Origin of the sequence: Pseudoalteromonas sp. CNC9-20, assembly GCF_022347875.1 — a bacterium.
In the GTDB taxonomy this organism is placed as follows: Bacteria; Pseudomonadota; Gammaproteobacteria; order Enterobacterales; family Alteromonadaceae; genus Pseudoalteromonas; species Pseudoalteromonas ruthenica.
Genome location: NZ_JAKRFS010000003.1, coordinates 96,352 through 121,151, shown reverse-complemented (window position 1 = coordinate 121,151; position 24,800 = coordinate 96,352). Strand labels below are relative to the sequence as shown.

The following is a 24,800-nucleotide window of genomic DNA, read 5'->3' as shown; positions in this document are numbered from 1 at the left end:
GCGGCAATATGCCGCTTTTTAAAACCATTATTTTAACTGTGCTATTAGCTTAATTTGCCACAGCACTGCTTATACTTTTTACCTGAACCACAAGGACAGGGAGAGTTACGGCCCACCTTTGGCTCACTACGAGAAGCCACAGCTGCCTGCGGCGCATCGCCACCGACTTGCTCAGCATCAGCATGTTGATACTGACGAGGAACTTCTTCCGATTTACGGTGCTGCTCTTCGACTTTCTCTACGTCTTCTTCGGCACGCACTTGTACCTTGCTTAGAATATTAACTACGTCAATCTTGAGGTTCTCTAACATAGCAGAGAACAACTCAAACGATTCACGCTTGTATTCTTGCTTCGGATTCTTCTGCGCGTAGCCACGTAAATGAATGCCTTGGCGTAAGTGGTCCATCGCGGCAAGGTGATCTTTCCAGTGCTGATCCAGGCTTTGCAGCATGACCGCTTTTTCAAATTGGCGAAGCACTTGTGCGCCGACCATTTCTTCTTTCGCTTTATAAGCGTTGGCCGCCTCATCAACAATACGATCACGCAGTTTTTCTTCAAACAGCTTGTTATCGTCGGCCAGCCACTGCTGAATAGGTAACTCGAGCAGGAAGTCAGCTTTTAGACGCTCTTCCAGACCGGGTACATCCCACATTTCTGACAATGATTGCGGCGGAATGTATTGATCAATCACGCCATTAACCACGTCATGGCGGATAGCGGTAATAGTCTCAGAGATATCCCCTTCTTCAAGCAACTCGTTACGCTGAGCGTAAACGACGCGACGTTGGTCATTAGCCACATCATCGTACTCAAGTAGTTGCTTACGAATATCAAAGTTACGGGCCTCAACTTTACGCTGCGCATTTTCAATAGCACGGTTAACCCATGGATGCTCGATAGCTTCGCCACGCTGCATACCCAGCTTGCGCATCATGTTAGTCATGCGTTCGCCGGCAAAGATACGCATCAGTGCATCTTCCATTGATAGGTAGAAACGGCTTGAACCCGCATCCCCCTGACGACCAGAACGACCACGTAGCTGGTTATCGATACGGCGAGACTCATGGCGTTCAGTACCAATAATATGCAAGCCACCGGCAGCGATAACGGCATCATGGCGCTCTTGCCACTTAGCCTTGATGTCGGCGATTTGCTCTTCACTTGGGTTATCAAGCTTATCGATATCACTTTGCCAGTTACCACCGAGCACGATATCGGTACCACGACCGGCCATGTTAGTCGCAATTGTTACTGTGCCAGGCAGACCTGCATCAGCGACGATGTCGGCTTCTTGAGCGTGGAATTTGGCATTCAATACGTTGTGCTGAATTTTCTCTTTACGCAAATATTGCGACAGATACTCAGAACTCTCAATTGAAATTGTCCCCACGAGTACCGGTTGGCCACGCTCTTGGCAGTCTTTAATATCTGCTAAGATGGCTTCGTACTTTTCGTCTTGAGTCAGGTAAACCAAATCAGCACGATCGTCGCGGATCATCGGTTTGTTGGTAGGGATAACAACCGTATCTAGGCCATAAATTTGTTGGAATTCGAACGCTTCGGTATCAGCGGTACCCGTCATACCGGCCAAGGTTTCATAAATGCGGAAGTAGTTCTGGAAGGTGATCGATGCCAGCGTCTGGTTCTCGTTTTGGATTTTCACCCCTTCTTTGGCTTCAACCGCTTGGTGTAAGCCCTCAGACCAGCGACGCCCTTCCATAGTACGACCGGTGTGCTCATCAACAATAATAACCTCATTGTCTTTGACCACGTAATCAACATCTTTCTGATACAGCTTATGAGCTCTAAGAGCCGCATAAACATGGCTCAGTAGGGTGATGCTACCAGCTGAGTACAACGAGTCACCTTCTTCGATTAGACCCCGTTGCGTCAATAGTTCTTCAACTTTAACTTGGCCGCGCTCGGTCAGGTGAACTTGCTTGCCTTTTTCGTCGATAGTGAAATCACCATCGCCTTCAACACCCTCTTCGTCTTCTTTTTCTTGCAGTTCGAGCTCAGGCACAATCTTATTGATTTGCGTATATAGCTCTGAGCTATCCTCTGCCGGGCCAGAAATAATCAGCGGGGTACGCGCTTCGTCAATAAGGATTGAATCCACTTCATCGACAACAGCGAAGTTGAGTGGTCGTTGCACACGCTCATCAATGCTGAAAGCCATGTTGTCGCGCAAATAGTCGAAACCAAACTCATTGTTAGTACCGTAGGTAATATCTGCACTGTAGGCTTCTTTTTTCTGCATCGGCATCATGCCAGGCACGTTACAGCCAACCGATAAACCTAAGAACTCGAACAGCGGGCGGTTGGTTTCCGCGTCTCGCTTAGCAAGGTAATCATTCACGGTAATAACGTGCACACCTTTACCGGTCAAGCCATTTAAGTAGGCTGGCAACGTTGCCGTCAGGGTTTTACCTTCACCGGTACGCATTTCTGCGATACGGCCCTGGTGTAATACCATGCCGCCAATTAGCTGCACGTCGAAGTGGCGCATGCCATAAACACGCTTAGAAGCCTCGCGCACAACAGCAAAGGCTTCTGGAAGAAGGTCATCTAGACTGGTGCCATTATCGTAACGTTCGCGAAACTCGGCGGTTTTCGCCTTTAACTCGTCATCACTGAGCGACTCTAGTTGGCTCTCTAACGCATTTATTAAAGCGACCGTTTTGCGTAGGTTTTTTATTGTGCGGTCATTGCGGCTACCAAAAACCTTGGTAAATAATTTAGTGATCATGATTTAACCGTTACATTCTCATCTGCATTAAGCGCTCTGGGTCAAACCCGAGTCACTTGCTTACTTAATATCATCCATTTATACAGCACCAGCGTGACATTAGAAGCACTTGGCGTGGACAAACTAAAATGTGACTGCTTGAGCGGTGTACTTTTGAGCGACATCATAACAAACTCAATGAATTGCAGCACCTAATAATACCAATTCCATTTATCCTGTTGGCCGCAGTAGTTTACAGCATTAGAAATTAATGGCATTGGTATTATCGCTGGCCTATCATAGCGTTCATAGAGATCTTTGCAATCATCCGAATGACTGGCTGCCCACCGCTTGCAATAAAGAAGTGATTCTCAGGGCTCAAGCATTCTCTAGAGGTGGTGACGATTTAGGCGAATTCAAGAGGCACCTTAGATTTATGGCGAAAGATAGGTATGCACCCAAACAACTTGACGAAGTTTTGGGCCAGTTGAGCCCGCGTATGGGGTCACGTATTGCCGGCTATAGCGCTAAAAGCCAACAGCTCAGCCAGCAACAGACCGTGCTGCGTGAAGTGATCGGTGAAAATCTAGCGAAGAAATGTCGTGTTGCTAATATTCGTGATGATGCGCTCATCATTGAAGCACAAAGTGCCACCATTGCGTTAAAACTCAATTACGTAAAGATGGATATCCTTTCCGCCTTTCGCCAACAAGGCTTAGCGCAACTTTGCCAAGTAAAAATTCAAACCTCTCCCGATGCCGCGAGACGTTTAACTCCTCAGTCGCAGACCGGCAGCAACAAAGCAACCGCGCCGAAGAAGCGGGCCATGAGCGAGCAAAGCGCTGAGTATTTGGAACATGTGGCCGAGAATGCTCCTCCCTCGTTACAGGAGAAATTACGGCGCTTGGCGCTACACGGCAGACAAAAAAAATGACGCTCAACGGCGTCATTTTTTTATCAGTATTTTTTAAGCTGTTTGCAGCTCGAGTGCCGGAGCAGGCATCGATACGGTGTCTTCGAATGTTGCCCATTCCCACGCTGACTCGGTAGCCATAATCTTACGCAGTAGCTTATTATTCAGGTCATGCCCTGATTTATAAGCTGTCAGCTTACCGAGGATGTTGTGGCCGGTCATAAACATATCACCCACACAATCGAGGATCTTATGTTTTACGAACTCATCGTCATAACGCAAGCCATTCGGATTCAATACTTTAAAATCATCCAATACCACTGCATTATCCATACTACCGCCAAGGGCTAGGTTGTTGGCATGCATGTATTCAATGTCTTTCATAAATCCGAAAGTACGCGCGCGGCTGATTTGTTCAATGAAGTTTTGCGCCGTAATATCAAGACCGATACGCTGACGGCTTTCATTGATAGCTGGGTGGTCGAAAGCAATTTCAAAGTCGATATGGAAACCATCATAAGGCTCAATCTCGGCCCATTTGTCGCCCTCTTCAACGCGTACCTTTTCTTTCACGCGAATAAAGCGCTTAGCAACATTTTGCTCGGCTAAACCACCTTTTTGTAGTAGATAGATGAACGGCAACGCACTGCCGTCCATAATAGGTACTTCTGCACTATCTAACTCAACTATTAAGTTGTCGATACCTAACGCCGCAACCGCAGCGATAAGGTGTTCAGTAGTCGATAAACGAACGCCGTCTTTGTTTGTTAAACAGGTACACAATTGCGTATCACCCACCGCTTCCGGGGTTGTCTCGAAATCCACAACCGGATCAAGGTCCACGCGACGAAATACTATCCCAGTATTTGCGCTCGCAGGTCGGAGAGTTAAGGAAACCTTCTCACCTTTGTGAAGCCCAACACCCGTGGCTTTGACTACTTCTGCAATCGTACGCTGTTTAATCATAGGCTTTCGCTCACTCTTTAAACTAAAGTCAGACGGCGGATTCTACCACACATCGCTGCTGTTAACAAATCAGTTTATTTTCTGTACTAATCAGCCTGCTTACGCAAGAACGCTGGGATGTCGAAGTAATCGCCACCGTCTTCTTGTTTCTTGCTGCCAGCGCTATTGCCGCTGCCTTTGTGGCTTTCTTGGCTCGGCGTTGCCGCCGGGCTAGCACTGCTATTATCGACTTTAGGCTGCTCTTCTACCGGCTTGGACTCTTCGCTAGCGCTTTGAGTTCCCTGCGAAGCAAAACTTGGCACAAACATAGACGTGCTCTGGTTGTTGCTCGTGCTAGAAGTTACATCTGAGCCTGAAGCTCGCTTGAAGCCATTGTCGACAACACCGAACTGTGGACGACGATCACCACCGAGACCCGTTGCAACAACGGTTACGCGCAGTTCATCGCTCATTTCCATATCAATTGCGGTACCGACAACCACGGTGGCATTTTCAGATGCCAAGGCTTTAACGTGATTACCAACGATTTCGAATTCTTCGATTGATAAGTCCATACCGGCAGTAATATTGACCAAGATGCCTTTTGCACCCGTTAGATCCACGTCTTCAAGGAGCGGGCTTGAAATCGCCGCTTCGGCAGCTTCTTGTGCTCGATCAGGACCTGACGCTGAGGCTGAGCCCATCATCGCCGTGCCCATGGCTGACATCACCGTACGTACGTCAGCAAAGTCGACGTTGATCAATCCTGCGCGGGTGATCAGCTCGGCAATACCTTGTACCGCACCATAAAGTACGTCATTCGCCTTAGCGAAAGCGTCTAATAAGGTTGTGCCTTTACCGAGCACTTTAAGCAATTTGTTATTTGGAATAGTAATCAATGAATCAACAATTTCCGCCAATTCACCGATGCCATGTTCCGCTGCTGCTGCACGCTTCTTGCCTTCAAAATCAAACGGGCGGGTAACCACAGCTACAGTTAGAATACCGAGCTCTTTAGCTAAACGCGCCACCACTGGGGCTGCACCCGTGCCCGTACCGCCGCCCATACCGGCTGCGATAAATACCATATCAGCGCCTTCTAGTGCGCTTTTAATGGTTTCTGCATCTTCTTCGGCGCTTTTCTTACCAATATCTGGATTGGCACCAGCACCTAAACCTGAGGTGATCTGCGTACCTAGCTGAACCGTAACGTCAGCTGATGATTTACGCAGTGCTTGCGCATCGGTGTTCGCGGTAATAAATTTTACCCCTTCGATGTGCTGTTGCACCATGTGTTCAACGGCGTTACCACCGCCGCCACCGACACCTATTACTTTGATAACAGCTTCTTCGCTGTGTTCTTCCATCATATCAAACATGTTAACTCTCCGACTTGAGCACTAAAACTCGCCTTGGAACCACTTCGTGATTCGGTTCCACCAGTTACCCTCGTCTGCTTTCGCTTTTGTTGCGTTGATCGACTGCATGGTCCGACCATATTGTAACAAACCTACAGCGGTTGCAAATGAGGGATCGTTTACATAGTCGGTCAATCCGCTTATCCCTATCGGACTGCCGATACGTACCGGCATCTGGAAAATGTCTTCAGCCACTTCCAGGGCACCGGCCATCTTCGAACTACCGCCGGTAATAACCAATCCTGCGGCAATTTGATCTTCTAAGCCTGAGCGCCGAATTTCTTCAAGCGCCAGTTCAAATAATTCTCTAAAACGCGGCTCCACTACCTCTGATAAGGTGTGGCGCGACATAATGCGTGCTGGGCGACCGCCTACGCTAGGTACCTCGATTTGCTCTTCGTTGCTGGCCATTTGGCTGCTCGCGCAGGCGTGTTGCACTTTAATCGCTTCCGCATGTGAAATTGGCGTACGGAAAATTTTCGCGATATCACCAGTCACCTGATTTCCAGCGACTGGGATCACTGCGGAGTGGCGTAGCGCGCCATTAATGTAGATAGTGATATCCATGGTGCCACCACCGATATCTAACACCGCAACACCCAGTTCTTTCTCATCATCAGTGAGTACTGAGTAGCATGATGCAAGGGCATTAAAGATAAGCTGATCGACTTGTAAGCCACAACGCTCAACACATTTCTCAATGTTTTTGGCCATGTCATTTGAGCAAGTAATAATATGCGCCTTAGCTTCCATGCGCACACCACTCATACCCAACGGGTTTTTAATGCCTTCTTGCATATCAATGCTGTATTCCTGCGGCAATGCATGCAACATTTTGCGCTCAGCAGAAATAGGCACTGAACGGGCGATATGAATGACGTTATCGATGTCCTCGTCGGTGACCTCGGTGTTATTAATCGCCACAACACCGGTTTCATTCTGACATTGAATATGCTTACCAGAAATACCTAAATACACTGAGCTGATACGGCAATCAGCCATGAGCTCAGCTTCATCGATGGCACGACGAATAGACTCGGAAACAAGGTTGAGATCGTTCACCCCCCCTTTATCCATGCCATGCGAAACCTGGCGGCCGACGCCGACTATGCTGAGCTTATTGTCATCGGTGATCTCACCGACGGTGGCAACTACTTTTGCAGTGCCCACATCTAAACCGATCACAAGGTTACGTTCTACTGACTTGGTCATGCCTTACTCTTTTGTTCTTCTTCCGTTACATCCAGCGGCTTAAACTGCACCGCAAGGCCGGTATCATATCGTAAATCGACAACATCTACTCGCACATCTTGACGTTTTTTCAAGTGTGGATAGACATCAATAAATCGCTGCACCCGCTTAGCTTTCTCTTCACGCCCTAAGTTCAAGCGAATGCCGTTATCTAGCCATAATTGCCAGGCAAAGCGCTCCGAAAGCGCCAAGCTCGTAAGGTTAAGGCCGTTAACAGCAAACAACTCTTTAAAGCGCACAAACGTTTGCCACGCCTCTCCTTCGCTGCCCTCGGGGCCAAATAGGCTAGGCAGTTGGGTATTCACCTTGTTGGTGGGGGCAGAAAAAACCTGCCCTTTAGTATTGAGCAGCATGTCATCGTTCCAATAAGCAACGGGATGATGTTCAACCACATACACCTGCAAAGTGTCTGGCCATTGCTTGCGCACCGAGGCGCTGGCTACCCAAGGCAGTTCAGTCACTAATTGCTGAACATGCTTTACATCAAGCTCAAAAAAGCTATCCAGATCGGCTTGCTTAATGGCGGTAATAATATCTCGCTCTTCGGTGTAATGTGGCTCGCCCAGTACCTGCAGTTGCTTAAGTCGCGCGTCTTTATCTTGGACCAACCAATCGGAGAAATTAAAGGTCAGTTTAATCACCACAAATAGCACCAACAGAAAGAAACTCACACCAAAGAGTAGCGACCAGTTGGTACGCTCTTTTAAGTTGGTAAGCTTCTCTCTCAATTCACTCATTTACAGGGTCTGCTCCAAAATGCGTTGTACTAACTCTGAAAATTCAATACCTTGCGCTTTGGCGGCCATGGGTACTAGGGATTTCTCTGTCATCCCTGGCACGGTATTCACTTCTAGCAAATAAAACTCGCCGTCATCACCTTGCATTGCATCAACCCGTCCCCATCCTTTGGCACCAACAAGATTAAATGCATGAAGCGCCATCTCTTGTAACTGTGCTGTTTGCTCAGCACTGATATCAGCAGGGCAAAAGTATTCAGTGGTGCTGGATTGATATTTGGCTTGGTAGTCGTAAAAGCCACTGGGAGTGCGCATTTCAATCACAGGTAAGGCCTTATCAGCCAAAATCGACACAGTAAATTCGCGGCCACTTAACCATTGCTCCACCAGCACTTGATCATCAAACTGAAAAGCGTCTTGCAATGCTTGCTTTAGCTGCTGTGCGGTATGCGCTTCAGCCATACCAATACTGGACCCTTCATGAGAGGGCTTAACCATCACGTGACCCAGTTGTGCCATTATCGCCTGGCTGTCGTAGGCACTGTTTTTATCGACCACAACATAAGGAGAGGTACGCAGTCCCGCTACCTGGAATAAGTGTTTGCAGCGCACTTTATCCATAGCCAACGCGGAGCCCAATACTCCCGACCCGGTGTAAGGCAAGCCCATAAATTCCAGAGCGCCTTGTAAGGTGCCATCTTCTCCGCCGCGACCATGGAGGGCAATAAAAACCCGTGCGAATTGGCCTTGCATGAGTTCGTGTAGAGGTTGATGTGCGGGGTCAAACTGGTGAGCATCAACACCCGCTTGGACAAGCGCGTTGTGTACTGCATTACCTGATTTTAGCGATACTTCGCGCTCAGCCGACGAGCCCCCAAGTAGAACGGCTACCTTACCGAAATCTCGACTCATGACGACACCTGCTCAAGTTGGTTTATTTGTAGCTCAGTGGCCGCCAGCTTCTTCACTAGCTGACCAATATTGCCTGCTCCTTGAGTGATCACTAAGTCATCATCAGCCAAGGTGGTCGCCAGAACACGGGCCAACTCGTTGTGATCAGCCACATGCAATGGCTCTTTACCACGCTGGCGCAAACTGCGACACAAACTCTTAGAATCAGCACCCACAATAGGCTCTTCACCGGCAGCATAAACATCGAGCAAAATCAGCTGATCGACATCACTCAATACCTTAACAAAATCTTCGTATAAATCGCGGGTACGGCTATAACGGTGTGGTTGGTAAATCATCACCAAGCGTTTTTGCGACCAGCCGTCACGCGCCGCTTTAATAGTGGCTGCGACTTCACTCGGGTGATGGCCATAATCGTCAATAAGCATGACTTTGCCACGCTCGTTAGTGAACTCACCATAATGCTGGAAACGACGACCGATGCCCTCAAACTTCTGCAGCGCACTGAGAATAGCGCTATCACTAATGCCTTCATCCTTTGCTACAGCAATCGCGGCGGTGGCGTTTAAGGCATTGTGTTTGCCGGGCATATTTAAGGTCACGTCGAGACGCTCACCCTGTTTTGACAGTACCGTGAACGAGCAGGTGCTGGCATTTTGGCTAAAGTCAGTGAGCCGATAGTCAGCATCACAGTGTTCGCCATAGGTTGTCACCTGACGAGAAAAGCGGGGAATCAGCTCTTTAGCGACTTCAGAATCAATACACACCACGGCAAGACCATAAAATGGCAAGTTGTGTATGAAATCCACATAGGTGTCTTTCATTTTTTCGAGGCTGCCATCATAGGTATCCATGTGATCTTCTTCCACATTGGTGATCACCGATACCATCGGCTGCAAGTGTAAAAATGAAGCGTCACTTTCATCGGCTTCGGCAATTAAATAACGACTGTCACCGACCTTTGCGTTACTGCCGGCACTATTGAGTAATCCGCCGATTATAAAGGTGGGATCGAGCTTGGCCTCAGCAAAAATACTGGCTACTAAGCTCGTCGTGGTAGTTTTGCCATGAGTACCAGCAATGGCAATACCATGGCGAAAACGCATCAACTCAGCGAGCATCTCAGCGCGACGCACAATAGGAATACGGGCACTTCGAGCAGCGATAATTTCAGGGTTTTGCTCATCAATAGCACTGGAAACCACCACTACCGACGCATCTTTAACATTGTTTTGGTCGTGCCCAATAAACACTTCTGCGCCGACTTTAATCAGCCGCTCAGTCATTGCACTTTGGGCTATATCCGAACCGGTAATACGATATCCTTCGTAAGCCAGCACTTCGGCGATGCCGCCCATACCAGCACCGCCTATGCCAATAAAGTGAATTGTCTCAACGCGGCGCATCGCTGGTCGTTGGCCGTTATCTTGTTGCTTGCCCAATTTCGGGGCTGTGCTCATTGCCTGTGTCATTAACTATACTGCTCACATTGTTTGGCAACCTGTGCGGTTGCATCGAGCTTGGCGAGCGCTTTCGCGCGTTTGCCCATCTCGGTCATTAATTCTGGTTGCTGCAAAAATGGCATCAACAGCTGTTGCACAGAGCTGTGATTAAAGTCGCTCTGTTGCATACATAATGCTGCTTCACCTTGCACCAAATACTCTGCATTGGCGGTTTGATGGTCATCCACAGCATGTGGAAACGGCACAAACAGCGCCATCCGCCCAGCGGCTGCAACTTCACTGACTGTCAGCGCTCCAGCGCGACAAACAATCACATCAGCCCATACCAATGCTGCGTCCATATCATCAATAAATTCAGTTACTTTCGCTTCAAGTCCTAGCTCATCATACTGCTGCTGTACATGCGCTGAGCGCGCCTTACCGGTTTGGTGCCACACGGCAAGAGGATGACTCTGGTTAAGCTCAGCAAAAGCACCAGGCAACACGTCATTCAACACTTTCGCTCCCAAAGAGCCGCCCACGACTAACATGTTAACTGGTGAGTCAACCTGCTTAGGTTCAATATGCATCAATGACTGGCGCACCGGATTACCCAGCACTTTGAAATCATCATTGGCTAAAGCCCCGGGGAAGGCCCCAAGCGTTTGTGTGGCAATTTTAGCGAGCAGTTTATTGCTCATGCCAGCGACCGCATTTTGCTCATGGATAATTAAAGGGATGCCTAAACTTTTTGCCGCCAAACCAACGGGGCCAGTTACATAGCCGCCCATAGTCAGCACCACATTAGGGCGACGCTGCTTGAGAATATGACGCGCTTTAAAAAACGCTTTCAAAATCATCAGTGGCGCTTTGAACAGTCGCATTAAGCCGTTCCCGCGCACGCCTTGAACATCGATAAAATCAATCTCGATGCCGTTTTTAGGGACTACTTCGGCTTCCATGCGGTCGTCGGTTCCGACCCAAGATACCTGCCAATCGCGCGCTATTAAGTATTGGGCTACGGCAATGCCCGGAAAGATATGTCCACCAGTTCCACCTGCAGCCACTACCATACGTTTACTCATGCTGCCCCCTGAACTGCTGAAGTTGAGCCACTGACACTTCGGCGATTACCACGCGGTGTTGCTTGCTTAGTAGCCATTTTCGTTTCAAAATCCACTCGCAGTAACACGCCCGCCGCAATGGCCATCACTAAAAAACTAGACCCCCCGTACGAGATAAAGGGTAAGGTAAGGCCTTTGGTTGGCAAAATTCCGGCGCTGGCACCAACGTTCACCATGCTTTGAAAAGCAAACCAAATACCAATTCCTAAAGCTAAATAACCCTCATATTCCTTATTCGCTTTGAGGGCGCGCTGGCCGATAAGCAGAGCGCGAAATACCAAGGTTCCCAACAGTACGAGAATGGTTAATACACCTATAAAGCCTAATTCTTCCGCTACCACGGCGAATATAAAGTCATTGTGAGCGTGTGGCATGTATTGCAGTTTTTGCACGCTGTTGCCTAGCCCTTGGCCTAGCCATCCACCCTGCCCATAAGCCATCAACGACTGAACCAATTGATAACCTTTGCCAAAGGGATCTTCCCACGGCTCCAAGAAACCCACCACACGAGCCCAGCGGTATGGCTCAAAAACAATAAGAGCGATGACTAAACCTATGCCAGAGAGCATAAGCGCGAAAAACTGCCATAGTTTCGCGCCGGCAAGAAAAAGTAGCCCGACCGTGGTGACAAACATCACCACCACGGTGCCTAAATCCGGCTGCAACAAAATCAATCCGGCGTAGACAATGAACACACTAATGGGTTTAACAAAGCCTTTTAAGTTCTCCTGTACTTCGTCGCGTTTACGCACGAGGTAGCCAGCTAAGTAGCTAAAAAAGAATAGCTTCGCTACTTCAGAAGCTTGGATATTAATCGGCCCCATGGGGATCCACCGCTTCGATCCATTGATTTCATTGCCGACAATTAATACCAGCACTAATAAACCTAAACCTAACAGCAGCAAATAAGGGTTGGCCACTTTCCACCATTGCATTTTTACGCTGATGGCAACAATGAATAGCACAAAGCCTAAGGCCACAAACACAGCTTGGCGGATCATGATATGGTAAGGGTTATCGTACAGGCGCTCCGCTTCCGGCATCGAGGCGCTGGTCACCATTACAAAGCCTACGCCAATGAGACATAGCAACGCGTAGATAAGTGGCACATCATAAAGTTGCCCTGAAGGTTTTAGATGGAATAAGTCTTTAATCTTTTCCCAACTCATGATGACCCCTCCAACACCTGTTGAATAAAGTCATTACCCCGGGCCATGTAATTGCTGTACATATCTAAACTGGCGCAAGCCGGTGCAAGCAACACAATATCGCCAGCCTGCGCGCAGGCTTTTGCCTTTTGCACCGCTTCACCCATGCCACTAACGCGATGACTGCCTGGTTTGAGCGCGGCAATGGCATCACCGTCTTTACCGAAGCAGATGAGTTCAGCGACTTGTTCGGCCAAAGTTTCTCTCAGTGGTGTCAGATCCGCGCCTTTGGCATCACCACCAGCAAGTAAAATCAATCGCCCGGGCTCAGCGGCTAACCCTTTAATTGCAGCCAATGTAGCTCCGACATTGGTAGCTTTTGAGTCGTTGAAATAGCGCACATCATTTAAGGTAGTAACATACTGACAGCGGTGGTCTAAGCCTTTAAATTCTGACAATGCACGCTCAAACACACCGATATCAAAGTGAAAATCATGACACAACGCCATCACTGCAAGCACATTGAGTTGGTTATGGCTGCCCGGTAACACCGTTTTACGGCAAGGCAATAAAGGCGAGTTACGGTATGCGAAATAGCTCTCGCCCTGATGTTGCATGATATGGTAGTCAGCATCATGCAACGCAAAGCTCAGCGGTTGTGATGCATGCTCTGGGTAGGTATCTGTGTCACCACGATTGTAAACAGCTAACTGACAATCTTGATAAATACGCTGCTTGGCGCGGATGTAATCAGCCATGCCTGCGTAGCGGTCAAGATGATCTTCACACAAATTCAAGATGCATGCTGACTTCGCGGCTAAGCTGGTTGTTGTCTCTAACTGAAAGCTCGACAGCTCTAACACATACGCATCCATATCTTGCGCTAGCAAATCAAGTACTGCGGTGCCAATGTTGCCACCTAAGCCCACCTGTAAGCCGCCGCACTCGAGCACTTTAGCTAACAGCGAAACCACCGTGGACTTACCATTTGAACCTGTCACTGCAAGCACAGGTTTGTTATTAAGACGAGCAAAAAGCTCGACATCGCCGATCACTTCAACACCTTCGGCAATTGCTTGGCGCACTTGTGGTGTACTGAGAGCGATGCCTGGGGCGATAATAATGACATCAAACTGCGTCAGTTCGGCTTTGTCAAAATCGCCAAAACGACGTTCTAAGTGCGGCACGTGAGAGTCGAGCCACAATTGTGTTGGTACCTGTTGACGAGAATCAATAAGCACAGGGTGAAGATTATGAGCATGCAGAAAACGCACCGTGCCCAGACCAGATATACCCAGTCCGAGCACCGCGATACGTTTATTTTTAAGCGTGTCTAAATAGCTCATTACCTAATCTTCAATGTCGCCAAACCGGCCAAAACTAATACAATGGAAATTATCCAAAAGCGCACGATGACGCGCGGTTCTGGCCAACCTTTTAATTCGTAATGGTGATGAATGGGGGCCATCCGGAAAATACGCTCACCGCGCAGCTTGTAAGAGCCTACCTGTAAGATCACTGACAACGCCTCCATCACAAAGACCCCGCCCATAATTACCAATACCAACTCTTGGCGTACCAACACGGCAATAATGCCCAGTGCTCCGCCTAGCGCCAAGGAACCAACATCGCCCATAAAGACTTGAGCTGGATAGGTGTTGAACCATAAAAAGCCTAACCCAGCGCCAACAATGGCGGTGCACACCACCACCAGCTCACTGGTCAGCGGTAAATGAGGGATATGCAGGTAGCTGGAAAAGTTCGCATGACCGGTAACATAAGCGATGATTGCCAACGCTGAGGCGACCAAAATAGTCGGCACGATAGCTAACCCATCAAGGCCGTCGGTGAGGTTGACCGCATTAGATGTACCGACTAAAACGAAGTAGGTCATTACAATGTAGAACAGCCCTAGCTGAGGCATCACTTCTTTGAAAAACGGCACTATCAGCGCGGTTTCCGCTGCTTGCTGAGAGCTGGCATAAAGCGCAAACGCGACGACTAAGGCAATGACTGATTGCCAAAAATACTTCCACTTAGCGATTAACCCTTTAGGGTCTTTGCGAATCACTTTACGGTAATCATCAATAAACCCAACGATCCCCAACGAGCCAATGACAAACAACGTTGCCCACACGTATTTATTGCTTAAATCGGCCCACAGCAAAGTGCTGGTAAAAATAGCACCCAGAATGAGTAGTCCACCCATGGTGGGTGTGCCGGATTTACTTAGATGAGATTGTGGACCGTCATCACGCACGGTTTGACCGATTTGCATACGCTGGAGCGCCACGATCAATTTCGGCCCAAAGTACAACGACATCAACAATGCCGTTAAAATTCCTAAAATGGCTCGCAACGTCAAATATGAAAAGACATTAAATCCACTATAAAATTGGGTCAGGTATTCAGCCAGCCACACTAACATTACTTCTCTCCCTCGCTGGCTAACTGCTTGCCATGCGCCACTAAATCTTCCACTAAAAGCTCCATGCGTGAACTGCGCGATCCTTTCACGACTACCGTTGTTTTTTGTTGTGTCTGTCGTAAGTCTTTGAGCATTTGCTCAAGGAGTTGATCACGCCCAGAAAAGTGGCGTTCGGCTTGTTCATAGACATCACTGGCGTAACGGCTCAATACGCCCAGAGAATAAACGGCTTCAATACCGCGTTGTTTTGCATACTCACCCACTTGTTGATGATAATCACGGGCATCTTCACCGAGCTCATTCATATCACCCAAAGCCAGTACACGGTGGCCTTGAACGTCAGCGAGTAGGTCAATAGCGGCTTGCACCGATTTGACGTTGGCATTGTAACTATCATCAATGACTGTGAGCTGACTTGATACCTCAATCAGATTAACGCGGCCATGGGCTTGATGCATGGTCTTAAGACCGCTGGCAACCTCTTGTAAGGAGCAGCCGACACTGGTCGTTAATGCTGCAGCAATCAAGACATTGGTGACATTATGTTTACCGGGAATAGCAAGCTCAACAGCGACTTTTTCTTTGCTGTTACACAGCGTAAACGACGCCCGGGCCAAAGCATCAAGATGAATATCTTCTGCCCATACATCCAGTTGCTGACTCATGGAAAACTGCTTCACTTTGCGTGAGCCCAAATCGTCTAGCCACTGCTGTTTAAATTCGCTATCAGCATTAATGACTGCTACGCCTTGCTCGCCGAGACCAGAAAAAATTTCGCCTTTCGCGGTGGCCACTCCTTGTAACGAGCCAAAGCCCTCAAGGTGTGCCTCAGCAACATTACACACTACAGCCACATCGGGTTTAGTTAATGATGTGGTGTAGGCAATTTCGCCGAGATGATTCGCGCCCAACTCAATAACGGCGTACTGATGTTTTGGCGCTAGACGCATTAAGGTTAATGGCACACCAATATCGTTGTTAAAATTGCCTTTTGTCGCCAGCACTTCACCTTTTTGTGCCAATATTGCCGCACACATTTCTTTCACTGTGGTTTTACCCACGCTCCCTGTGATAGCGATAGTTTTAGGGGCGACTTGAGCTTTTACCGCAGCACCGATTTGCCCTAAAGCTAATCGTGTATCAGCCACAATCAGTTGCGGCAAAGTACTATCTACTGGGTGTTCAACAATGAGCGCAACGGCCCCTTGTTGCTCGGCCACATCAATAAACTGATGGCCGTCAAAATTCGGCCCTTTAAGTGCTAAAAACACTTCCCCTGCACATAAGCTACGCGTATCGGTATTAATATTTTCGACAGCGCAATTCTCGCCCTGGTAGGCACACCCTAAGGTGTCGCTAAGCCAGTTTAAATCCATGGCAATCATTATTTACCTCCTTGTTGATGCAATAACTGCTGCACCACAGTGCGGTCGCAAAACGCGAGTGTCTGCTCGCCAATGATTTGATAGTCTTCATGGCCTTTGCCGGCGATGAGCACAATGTCCTCACTGCCCGCTTGTGTAATCGCCAAGGCGATTGCCTTCGCTCTGTCCACTTCATAATGAGCTTCAATATTGGCACTGAAACCGCTTTTAATATCATCGAGTATGGTGTGTGGGTCTTCGCTGCGTGGATTATCGCTGGTCACCACCACGCGGTCAGCGTACTTTTGTGCCGCCTTGGCCATTAATGGCCGCTTACCTTTATCGCGGTCACCGCCACAACCAAACACACAGGTCACTTTACCAGGTGCGTGTTGACGCAAGGCTTGTAATGCGAGCTCTAAAGCATCTGGGGTATGGGCATAATCCACCACACAGGTTGGCTGCTGTGGTGCACTATATGCTTGCATACGCCCAGCGATAGGCATCAAAGTTTTACAGCCAGCCAATAACGCAGGCAGCGGATAACCTAGGCCAAGCAATGTTGCCAGTGCAGCGCACACATTATAAAGGTTAAACTCACCGAACAGTGGCAGCTCTATTTGCCCTTCTCCCCAACTACTGCTGATCTGCGCGCGTAAACCGCTAGGTAAAAACTGAACATTGCTAAAATACACATAGCGACCGAGCTCAGGGGGCAAGGTTTTACGGCCGTATACAACCAAGTCATCAAATGGATATTTTTCTAGCCACCCCTGGGCAACCGCATCGTCTTGGTTAAGCACCACCATTTTCGCATTACAATCACGCATGAGGATCAGCTTGGCATCAGCGTAACTTTGCATATCGCCATGGTAATCTAAGTGATCGCGAGACAAGTTGGTAAACACAGCAGCGCGAAAATGGCTATTAGCAACACGGCCCTGAATAAGGCCATGTGAGGAGACTTCCATTGCCACTAACTGTTTTTGTTGTTGTTTTAACTTGGCGAAAATCTGTTGTAGCTCAACACTGCTCGGCGTGGTGTTGCTCAACGCATTCATCTGCTGGGCATCGCCCCAGCCCAACGTGCCGATTATGGCACTGCTGCGCTCACAGTACTGCGCTAAAGTAGCAATAAATGAGGTGGTAGACGATTTCCCATTGGTGCCAGTTACGCCAACCAGATCAAAGGCATTACTTGGCTCGCCGTAAAATTGCGCCGCCAACTGCGAAAGACGCAGGCTCAGCTCATCCACGACAATAATGCGCTCATCATCACTGTTAAGTTGACAACGGCTATCGGCAATAACCGCATTCGCTCCTGCGGCAATGGCTTGTTTAGCAAATTGTCCGCCATCCAGTTGATGGCCTTTAATAGCTACAAAGACATCGCCGCGATTGACGCGGCGGCTATCGAGCTGCAACTCATTGACCAACTCAATGTCGGTATCTATGCCCCAAGGTGCGAGTACTTCGCGAAGATTACGCATCTCCACCTCCTTCTTCTGCAAGGTTAGCGACGGGCTCTAAATCAGGTGCTACATTCAAAATACGCAGCGCATTGGACATGATCTCAGCAAATACAGGGCCGGCTGTAGCACCGCCATAGTAAACATCGCCGCCGGGTTCGTTAACCATTACCACAACCGCTAATCGCGGATCGCTGACCGGACCAAGGCCGGCAAAATACCCCACGTATTCATCGCCATAGCCACCCGCAACCGCTTTTTTAGAAGTTCCTGTTTTAGCCGCTACACGATAACCATCCACTTTCACTTTCGAGGCCGTGCCGCCTTTTTCAAAGACGCTTTCCATCATCTCAACTACCGCATTCACGTCTTTTTCTTTAAAGACGCGTTCACCTTGCAAAGGTTGTGGTTGTTTTAAAATCGTCAGTGGCCGAGAAATACCGCCCGAACCCAAGGTGGCATAGAAGCGCGCGAGCTGCGCGGTACTAACAGAAATGGCATAACCAAAGGATAAGGTCGCGATTTCGAAATCTGACCAGCGGCGATTTGGGTAGAATAAGCCGCTGCTTTCGCCCACCATGCCAGTGCCGGTATCACTGCCAAAACCAACACGCTCAAATAAACCGACAAAATAGTCTTTAGGGAGATCTTGGGTGATCTTCGCCACCCCCATATTGCTTGATACTTTGAGTATTTCTCGCAGTGACATCTCACCCCGGTTATGGGTATCTTGCACTAGACTGCCACCCACACGCATCCACCCTGGATAAGTATCTATAGTGTCGTTCGCTTGGATGTTTCCATAGTCTAAACCAGCTAACACTGACAAAGGTTTAATGGTTGAACCCGGCTCAAATAAATCGGTAATAGCGCGGTTACGGCGCTTATGTGGTGCTGCATCTTCTAAATTATTGGGATTGAACGAGGGACTGTTAACCATGGCTAAAATTTCGCCGGTTTTTACATCCACCACCATGGCCGAACCTGATGTTGCTTTGTAGGTGAGCACGGCTGATTTCAGCGCCTTATATGCGATAACTTGAATACGTTGATCAATCGATAACTCGATATTTTCTGGCTCCACGCGCTGGCGCTCGTCAAGCACCGCTACTTCGCGGCCACGCGCATCCTTACGAATAGTGCGTCGTCCTTCAGTGCCCGTGAGTGCTTCATCATAGAGTTTCTCAATGCCCTCGATGCCATGCCCATCAATATTGGTAAAGCCCAATACATGAGCGGTGATCTCTCCCGCTGGGTAATAACGTTTAGACTCATCTAGCAGATGTACGCCTGGCAGGTTGAGTTCATCAATATAATTGGCAACCGCAGGGGTTACTTGGCGTTTTAAATAGACGAAGCGGCGGTCTTTATCGCCGGTAAGGCGCTTATCGACATGGGCACGTCCTAAACGCAATACATCAGCCAGTTCACGCCAACGCATATCTTGTTTGTAGAAGGCTTGTTTTAAATCTTTTAAGTGGGCGGGTCTGTCCAAGACATCTTGCGGGTCTTGGCCCTGCTTTTTGGTATGACTCACTACCTTCTTGCGCAGGTACTTATCAATCGCCTTAGGGTCAGCGTAAACACTCACAACAGGTACGCTGACCGCCAACTCTTTGCCTTGACGGTCAAAAATCATACCGCGTTGCACTTGAAGCTTCTCTACTCGCACGGTGCGTTTGGCGTTCTCGCTACGCGCTTTATCCGGCTCTATCACTTGCAAATAAGCGGCACGTGCAACTAAGGTGACAAACACCATAAGCACAGCACCGCAGACCAGCATAAACCGCCAGGTGATAAGGTTGTTACCATTGTTTTTACGCTTTGCAGCTCTCATGGGACTATTACCACTTCCTCGTCTTCACTGGTGGGGCGCTTCATATCCAACTGCTCTTTCGCTATTTGCTCGATGCGGGCATGTTGAGAATAAAACTCTTCTTCAACTAATAAGTAACGCCAGTTCAAATCTAATTCGTCCCGCTCTTGTAATAAGCGGTCTTGAGCGATCAATTTTGCTCGCGACAAATGAGTGACTTGTACTATAGCCAAGGCACTGATAAGAATAAGAAAAAGCAGCCCCAATGTGATCTTATTGTCAAATAGTCCCCGCAAGATCTCTAACAAGAGATTTGGATGGCGATTTAGTTGTTGTTGGCTCATCCCAATCTCTCAGCTACACGAAGGACGGAGCTGCGCGCACGGCTGTTGCGAGCGATTTCTTCCTCGCTCGGCTTAATGGCTTTGCCTACTGCCTTGAGCGTTAACTGTTGTTTTAATTGCTCATCGGTTAACGGCAGACCTCTAGGCATTGCCTCTCCCTTGCTCTGCTTTTTAATAAACTGTTTTACAATGCGATCCTCTAAGGAGTGGAAAGAAATCACCACTAATCGCCCACCCGGTTTCAGTACTTTCAGAGCAGCTTGTAATGCCGTCTGAATTTCCTCTAACTCACTATTGATATAAATGCGAATAGCTTGGAATGTACGCGTTGCTGGGTGCTTATGTTTGTCTTTAACAGGCACCGCCTCATCAATCAGCTTGGCTAATTGCGCGGTTGAATTAATGTCAGTGTGGGCGCGAGTCTCGATTATTTTGGTTGCGATACGCCGAGCAAACTTTTCCTCACCGTACTTTTTAAACACGAAGACCATGTCCTCTAACTCTGCTTCTGCCAGCCACTGCGCAGCACTTCGCCCTTGAGAGGGGTCCATACGCATATCTAAGGGGCCGTCTTTCATAAAGCTAAAGCCACGTCCGGCATCATCTAGCTGAGGTGACGACACGCCAATATCGAGCAAAATACCATCGACCTTGCCGGTAAGTCCCTGTGCTTCGGCGACTTCATCAAGACGAGAGAAACGACTGTGGGCAATATTAAAACGCGGGTCATCAGCAAAGCGTTGTGCCGCAGCGATAGCACTCGGGTCTTGATCGATGGCTTGCAAGCGCCCCTGCTCACCAAGACGAGCGAGTATTTCGCCAGAGTGCCCACCACGGCCAAAAGTCCCGTCGATATAAATACCATCAGGTTTAATGGCCAGGGCCTCTATTGTCTCCGTCATTAACACGGATATATGTTGAAAGTCTTCGCTCATGCGTGTGTTCGCGCCTTTTAGAGTTAGAATGAAAAATCAGCGAGATCTTCATCCTGTTCAAATTCTTGTCCTAGTTCGATAGCAATGTCATCTTGCATTTGCTGCTGCCAACGCGCCTCATCCCAAATTTCAAACTTATTCAGTTGCCCCACGAGTACGATTTTCTTACCTAGTTGCGCATAGTCGCGTAGATGAGGAGCTAATAGCACACGGCCATTTTTATCAACTTGGTAATCCATCGCGTTCCCTAGTAGCAAGCGCTGCATGCGTTTCGCTCTGGGCTTAATGTTCGACAAACTCGCTAAGCGTTGTTCGATGACTTGCCATTCACTCAGGGGATACAGCAATAAACAGGGATCACTTAAATTGATAGTGCAGATAATTTCGCCGCCATTATCCGCAAGCAGCTGATTCCGATACTTTGTTGGTATCGCAAATCGGCCCTTGTCATCAAGGCTGAGTGTGCTGGCGCCGCGAAACATAAATAAAATGCCGTCCAAGTGTTGCTGTTTTGGTTTTCGGTAATAGTGCAGATCCACATTGATCCACTAAAACCCACATTTTCCCACTGAACTACAGTCTAGGGCTTGACAAGCCTTTTTGTCAAGCAATGAAAAATCCAATAACCTCTTGCAAAGCTAGATAATATGCGGGTTTTAAGGAAGTCTATGAATTCGGTGGGAAAATGTGGATCATACTTTTACCTAGGGAATAAATGTTCATTTTTTATTCATTCCACGTGGTACCGTGATCTTCACTGTGTAAATTTTACTGCCTGAGTGCGTAAGTATTTAGTCTTACCCTCTCAATTTTATCTGCGTATGTTTTTAAGCTACTGATTTTGTTGACTTCTAATACTTGGAATGAGAGTTGCGTTAAAAACTGTGAACTGTCAGATAAAGGAGATACACCATGGCAAATGCTAATACTAAGACTGCTGAACAAACGCAAAGCAATTCAGCTCACACACCCACAGCTCCAACTACTGAAAGCGCCTCTAAAGCCGCCCACGCTGCGGTAGACCAAGTGGCTCAGAAAGCGGCCACGGCGGAAGACTATGTGCGCAAACATGCTAGTGAGTCTGCCGAGACTCTACACGAGAAACGCGAAGCGTTAGAAGCGAGTTTGAAAAGCTCTGTGAGTCGCAGTCGCCGCTTTGCGCAAGAAAATCCATTGCTATGTGCGGGATTGGCATTCGCGGCAGGCATGGCCGTTACCGCTCTTATTCGCCGTAAATAATCATGGCTGAAGAGCATCATGACTCGGCTGCTGAGAACGAGCAGCATGATGAGCAATCTGCGTCTTTGACGCGGGTTGCTCAATTATTTCAAGATTACGCGCAGCGCTGGGGTGAACAAATACAGTGCATCTTTGAGCTCGCTGCCACTGAAGCTAAAATAAGTGCCAAAGCGCTATTATTAACTTTGGGTTTGATTGTCGCCATTGCTATGACCGCATTGGTAATTTGGTTAACTGTTGTTGGCGCCGCCGCCACGGTGCTGTACTGGTTAACACAATCGATGGCTCTGAGTATCTGTGGCTCATTAGCGGCGCAACTACTTCTGCTGTGGTGGCTAATTCGGCAAATGAAGCTTGCCTTGGCGCAAGTGAGCTTTGAACGCACCATTGCAGTAAGCAAGAAACCTTCATCTTCACAGGAGCAAACCGATGCTGACCCGTCTGATCCTGAAAAAACAGACTGAATATGCTGATTTACTGGCCGAGCAAGGGCAGATTCGTAAGCAGCTTATCGCTTTGGACAAACAGCAGCTACATTATCAAGGTGGTAAGTTGATGAGCCACCCCAAAGGTGTGGCTACGGCATTTTCTGCTGGCAGTCTTACAGAGCTGCTAACCAGCCGCCCTTCTTTAAAATGGCTGCGACTGGCTCAGCTTTTAATTTAGCCCATAAAGCGACGGTTGTGCGGACGACTAAAATCTAAATCAGGCCCCTTAGGCACTACTTGAGTCGGATTAATCATGGTGTGACTAAAGTAATAATGACGTTTAATGTGCGCCATGTTGAGTGTTTCAGCCACGCCCTTAACTTGGTATAAGTCACGCAAATAATTCGCTAAATTATCATAGCTCTCTATGGTGCGCTTATTACACTTAAAGTGGCCAAAGTAAACGGCATCGAACCGTATCAAGGTCGTAAATAACCGCCAATCTGCTTCAGTGAGCTCGCTGCCCACCAGATAACGCTGACCTGCCAGTCTTCTTTCTACTTTTTCCAGAGCGCTAAATAGCGTATCAAAGGCCTGTTCGTAGGCTTGCTGTGTAGTGGCAAACCCCGTTCGATATACGCCGTTGTTGATACCGTGGTAAACCAGCTCGTTAATCGCGTCGATATCCTTGCGTAAGTGCTCAGGATAAAAGTTCAGCGTGTTGCCAGTCAGATGGTTGAAGGCCTCATTAAACATCCGGATAATTTCCGCTGATTCATTACTCACGATACAGTTTTGTTGCTTATCCCACAGCACAGGAACAGTGACACGACCGCTGTATGTAGGATTATTGCGCGTGTACAACTGATGCATATAGTGGTAGCCAAATAATGAATCACCCGAGCTACCCTTAGCTTGATCGAAAGTCCATCCTTGCGACAGCATATCTGGGCTCACTACCGACACATCAATATAGTCTTCAAGGCCTTTTAAGGTGCGGAAAATAAGCGTTCGATGCGCCCATGGACAGGCTAAACTCACATATAAATGATAACGCCCCTTCTGCGCTTTAAACCCTTCCCGGCCACTTGGTCCAGCACTGCCATCAGCGGTGACCCAGTTACGTAACTGCGCACTTTCTCGCTGAAATTCACCTTTGCTACTATCAGTGTCGTACCACTTGTCTTGCCACTTTCCATTCACGAGTAAACCCATAAAGGTAGCCTCCTATTGTGATAATTGTCCGAATTGCCCGTTTTGATAATCGCGGATAGCATCCTGTAACTGGGCTTGTGTATTCATAACGAATGGACCCATGTGTGCGATCGGTTGGTGCAACGGTTCGCCCCGCAGCAGTAGTAACCCACTGGGTTGATCCGTGGTTGCAATGATGGCACAGTCGCCATCAAGCACCAGCAACTGTCCCGCCTGATACCTTTGCCCTGCAGCAGTAATTGAACCAGTGTGTATATAGGCTAGCACCCGCTCACAGCCCATCGCCGGCATCTCTAGTTGCGCCTTTGATTCGATGTTGATATCAGCAATGGCGCCGTTGCAAGCTAGGTTGCTCAGAGGTGACTGCACTTGTTCAGCGTTAAGAGTCCAAGCTCCTGCCAAGGCTTTTAAATGCACTCCTTGGCTACTTATTTGCGGCAAGCCACTTTGCGCTGAGTCCTGATATTGTGGCGCATTCATTTTGTCTTTGGCATCCATATTGAGCCAAATCTGAAAACCGTGCAGGCCTTCACTATCAGCCAGAGGCATTTCACTATGGATGACTCCTTTACCTGTACTCATCCATTGCACATCACCGGCGCGAACAGCTTTACGGTTGCCAAGATGATCGCGATGTTCAAAACCACCTTTAATAAGATAAGTAAACGTTTCAATGCCGCGATGGGGATGCGCGGGAAACCCTGCCATATAATCGTCACTATGGTCTGATTTAAGCTCATCAAGCATTAAAAAGGGATCTAGATAACGACCGTCGAAACCTGGTACGCGGCGGATCTTAACGCCCGCCCCATCTTCAGCAGGCTGGGCATTGAGTACTTTAATAACATTCATGGTGCACCTTTAGACTTACGCTGATAACTCGCGTTATGAAACGACATAGGTTCAGTGTAGTGTGCGTTTATGGATAGAGTAACCGGAAATA

23 protein-coding genes are annotated in these 24,800 nt (G+C 48.3%); 4 read left to right on the top strand and 19 right to left on the bottom strand.

Annotation, left to right across the window (positions count from 1 at the left end):
• Window positions 1–44: 44 nt before the first annotated feature.
• On the bottom strand, window positions 45–2,750 hold the full coding sequence (gene secA / locus MHM89_RS07685; protein WP_239408531.1) for a preprotein translocase subunit SecA: 2,706 nt from the start codon (window positions 2,748–2,750) through the stop codon (window positions 45–47).
• Window positions 2,751–3,000: 250 nt separating this feature from the next.
• Between secA and MHM89_RS07680 the strand changes: the two genes are divergently transcribed.
• The gene (locus MHM89_RS07680) at window positions 3,001–3,663 is read left to right on the top strand and encodes a DciA family protein (RefSeq protein ID WP_343224222.1); all 663 of its coding nucleotides are present in this window, start codon (window positions 3,001–3,003) and stop codon (window positions 3,661–3,663) included.
• 33 nt (window positions 3,664–3,696) lie between these two features.
• Here MHM89_RS07680 and lpxC read toward each other — a convergent pair whose 3' ends face one another.
• The 16 genes from lpxC to mraZ form a co-directional block, all read right to left on the bottom strand.
• Complete coding sequence (gene lpxC / locus MHM89_RS07675; protein WP_022946065.1) at window positions 3,697–4,608, bottom strand: UDP-3-O-acyl-N-acetylglucosamine deacetylase; 912 nt, start codon at window positions 4,606–4,608, stop codon at window positions 3,697–3,699.
• A gap of 86 nt (window positions 4,609–4,694) precedes the next feature.
• The gene (gene ftsZ, locus MHM89_RS07670) at window positions 4,695–5,966 is read right to left on the bottom strand and encodes a cell division protein FtsZ (protein ID WP_022946066.1); all 1,272 of its coding nucleotides are present in this window, start codon (window positions 5,964–5,966) and stop codon (window positions 4,695–4,697) included.
• A gap of 21 nt (window positions 5,967–5,987) precedes the next feature.
• Window positions 5,988–7,217: a cell division protein FtsA gene (ftsA, locus tag MHM89_RS07665; protein ID WP_022946067.1), complete on the bottom strand. Its 1,230-nt coding sequence runs from the start codon at window positions 7,215–7,217 to the stop codon at window positions 5,988–5,990.
• A complete protein-coding gene (locus tag MHM89_RS07660; protein WP_022946068.1) occupies window positions 7,214–7,993 on the bottom strand; it encodes a cell division protein FtsQ/DivIB in 780 nt (259 codons plus the stop codon). Before MHM89_RS07660 ends, ftsA begins: the two co-directional genes overlap by 4 nt.
• A complete protein-coding gene (locus MHM89_RS07655; protein WP_045980420.1) occupies window positions 7,994–8,905 on the bottom strand; it encodes a D-alanine--D-alanine ligase in 912 nt (303 codons plus the stop codon). It abuts the gene before it with no gap.
• The gene (murC, locus tag MHM89_RS07650; protein ID WP_040643288.1) at window positions 8,902–10,365 is read right to left on the bottom strand and encodes a UDP-N-acetylmuramate--L-alanine ligase; all 1,464 of its coding nucleotides are present in this window, start codon (window positions 10,363–10,365) and stop codon (window positions 8,902–8,904) included. The genes MHM89_RS07655 and murC overlap by 4 nt, the downstream gene beginning before the upstream one ends.
• Before the next feature lie 11 nt (window positions 10,366–10,376).
• Window positions 10,377–11,432: an undecaprenyldiphospho-muramoylpentapeptide beta-N-acetylglucosaminyltransferase gene (gene murG / locus MHM89_RS07645; RefSeq protein WP_239408530.1), complete on the bottom strand. Its 1,056-nt coding sequence runs from the start codon at window positions 11,430–11,432 to the stop codon at window positions 10,377–10,379.
• Entirely contained in the window at window positions 11,429–12,643 is a 1,215-nt protein-coding gene (ftsW, locus tag MHM89_RS07640) for a cell division protein FtsW (RefSeq protein ID WP_045980422.1), read from the bottom strand. The genes murG and ftsW overlap by 4 nt, the downstream gene beginning before the upstream one ends.
• Complete coding sequence (gene murD, locus MHM89_RS07635; protein WP_239408529.1) at window positions 12,637–13,965, bottom strand: UDP-N-acetylmuramoyl-L-alanine--D-glutamate ligase; 1,329 nt, start codon at window positions 13,963–13,965, stop codon at window positions 12,637–12,639. Before murD ends, ftsW begins: the two co-directional genes overlap by 7 nt.
• Window positions 13,965–15,047 carry a phospho-N-acetylmuramoyl-pentapeptide-transferase gene (gene mraY / locus MHM89_RS07630; protein ID WP_022946074.1) on the bottom strand — a complete coding sequence of 361 codons (1,083 nt, stop codon included), beginning with the start codon at window positions 15,045–15,047 and terminating at the stop codon, window positions 13,965–13,967. The genes murD and mraY overlap by 1 nt, the downstream gene beginning before the upstream one ends.
• A complete protein-coding gene (gene murF / locus MHM89_RS07625) occupies window positions 15,047–16,432 on the bottom strand; it encodes a UDP-N-acetylmuramoyl-tripeptide--D-alanyl-D-alanine ligase (RefSeq protein ID WP_239408528.1) in 1,386 nt (461 codons plus the stop codon). Before murF ends, mraY begins: the two co-directional genes overlap by 1 nt.
• Complete coding sequence (murE, locus tag MHM89_RS07620; protein WP_239408527.1) at window positions 16,432–17,901, bottom strand: UDP-N-acetylmuramoyl-L-alanyl-D-glutamate--2,6-diaminopimelate ligase; 1,470 nt, start codon at window positions 17,899–17,901, stop codon at window positions 16,432–16,434. The genes murF and murE overlap by 1 nt, the downstream gene beginning before the upstream one ends.
• Window positions 17,894–19,717, bottom strand: a complete 1,824-nt coding sequence (locus tag MHM89_RS07615) for a penicillin-binding transpeptidase domain-containing protein (RefSeq protein WP_045980425.1) — start codon at window positions 19,715–19,717, stop codon at window positions 17,894–17,896. Before MHM89_RS07615 ends, murE begins: the two co-directional genes overlap by 8 nt.
• Window positions 19,714–20,040, bottom strand: a complete 327-nt coding sequence (gene ftsL, locus MHM89_RS07610) for a cell division protein FtsL (protein ID WP_022946078.1) — start codon at window positions 20,038–20,040, stop codon at window positions 19,714–19,716. The genes MHM89_RS07615 and ftsL overlap by 4 nt, the downstream gene beginning before the upstream one ends.
• Window positions 20,037–20,975, bottom strand: coding sequence for a 16S rRNA (cytosine(1402)-N(4))-methyltransferase RsmH (rsmH, locus tag MHM89_RS07605; RefSeq protein WP_022946079.1), 939 nt, complete (start codon window positions 20,973–20,975; stop codon window positions 20,037–20,039). The genes ftsL and rsmH overlap by 4 nt, the downstream gene beginning before the upstream one ends.
• Before the next feature lie 23 nt (window positions 20,976–20,998).
• Complete coding sequence (gene mraZ, locus MHM89_RS07600) at window positions 20,999–21,457, bottom strand: division/cell wall cluster transcriptional repressor MraZ (RefSeq protein WP_045980475.1); 459 nt, start codon at window positions 21,455–21,457, stop codon at window positions 20,999–21,001.
• Between the two features lie 430 nt (window positions 21,458–21,887).
• On the opposite strand from mraZ, the gene MHM89_RS07595 reads away from it, so the two are divergent.
• The 3 genes from MHM89_RS07595 to MHM89_RS07585 are packed head-to-tail and all read left to right on the top strand — an operon-like array spanning window position 21,888 to window position 22,880.
• A complete protein-coding gene (locus MHM89_RS07595) occupies window positions 21,888–22,214 on the top strand; it encodes a hypothetical protein (protein ID WP_022946081.1) in 327 nt (108 codons plus the stop codon).
• 2 nt (window positions 22,215–22,216) lie between these two features.
• A complete protein-coding gene (locus MHM89_RS07590; protein ID WP_022946082.1) occupies window positions 22,217–22,678 on the top strand; it encodes a hypothetical protein in 462 nt (153 codons plus the stop codon).
• Window positions 22,644–22,880 (top strand): hypothetical protein, encoded by a 237-nt coding sequence (locus MHM89_RS07585; RefSeq protein ID WP_022946083.1) that lies wholly within the window; start codon window positions 22,644–22,646, stop codon window positions 22,878–22,880. The genes MHM89_RS07590 and MHM89_RS07585 overlap by 35 nt, the downstream gene beginning before the upstream one ends.
• Here the strand turns inward: MHM89_RS07585 and MHM89_RS07580 are convergent.
• Together MHM89_RS07580 and MHM89_RS07575 are read right to left on the bottom strand one after the other, a co-directional pair.
• Window positions 22,877–23,857, bottom strand: coding sequence for a glutathione S-transferase family protein (locus MHM89_RS07580; protein ID WP_239408526.1), 981 nt, complete (start codon window positions 23,855–23,857; stop codon window positions 22,877–22,879). The genes MHM89_RS07585 and MHM89_RS07580 overlap by 4 nt on opposite strands.
• Before the next feature lie 12 nt (window positions 23,858–23,869).
• A complete protein-coding gene (locus tag MHM89_RS07575; RefSeq protein WP_239408525.1) occupies window positions 23,870–24,709 on the bottom strand; it encodes a pirin family protein in 840 nt (279 codons plus the stop codon).
• Window positions 24,710–24,800: the final 91 nt, after the last annotated feature.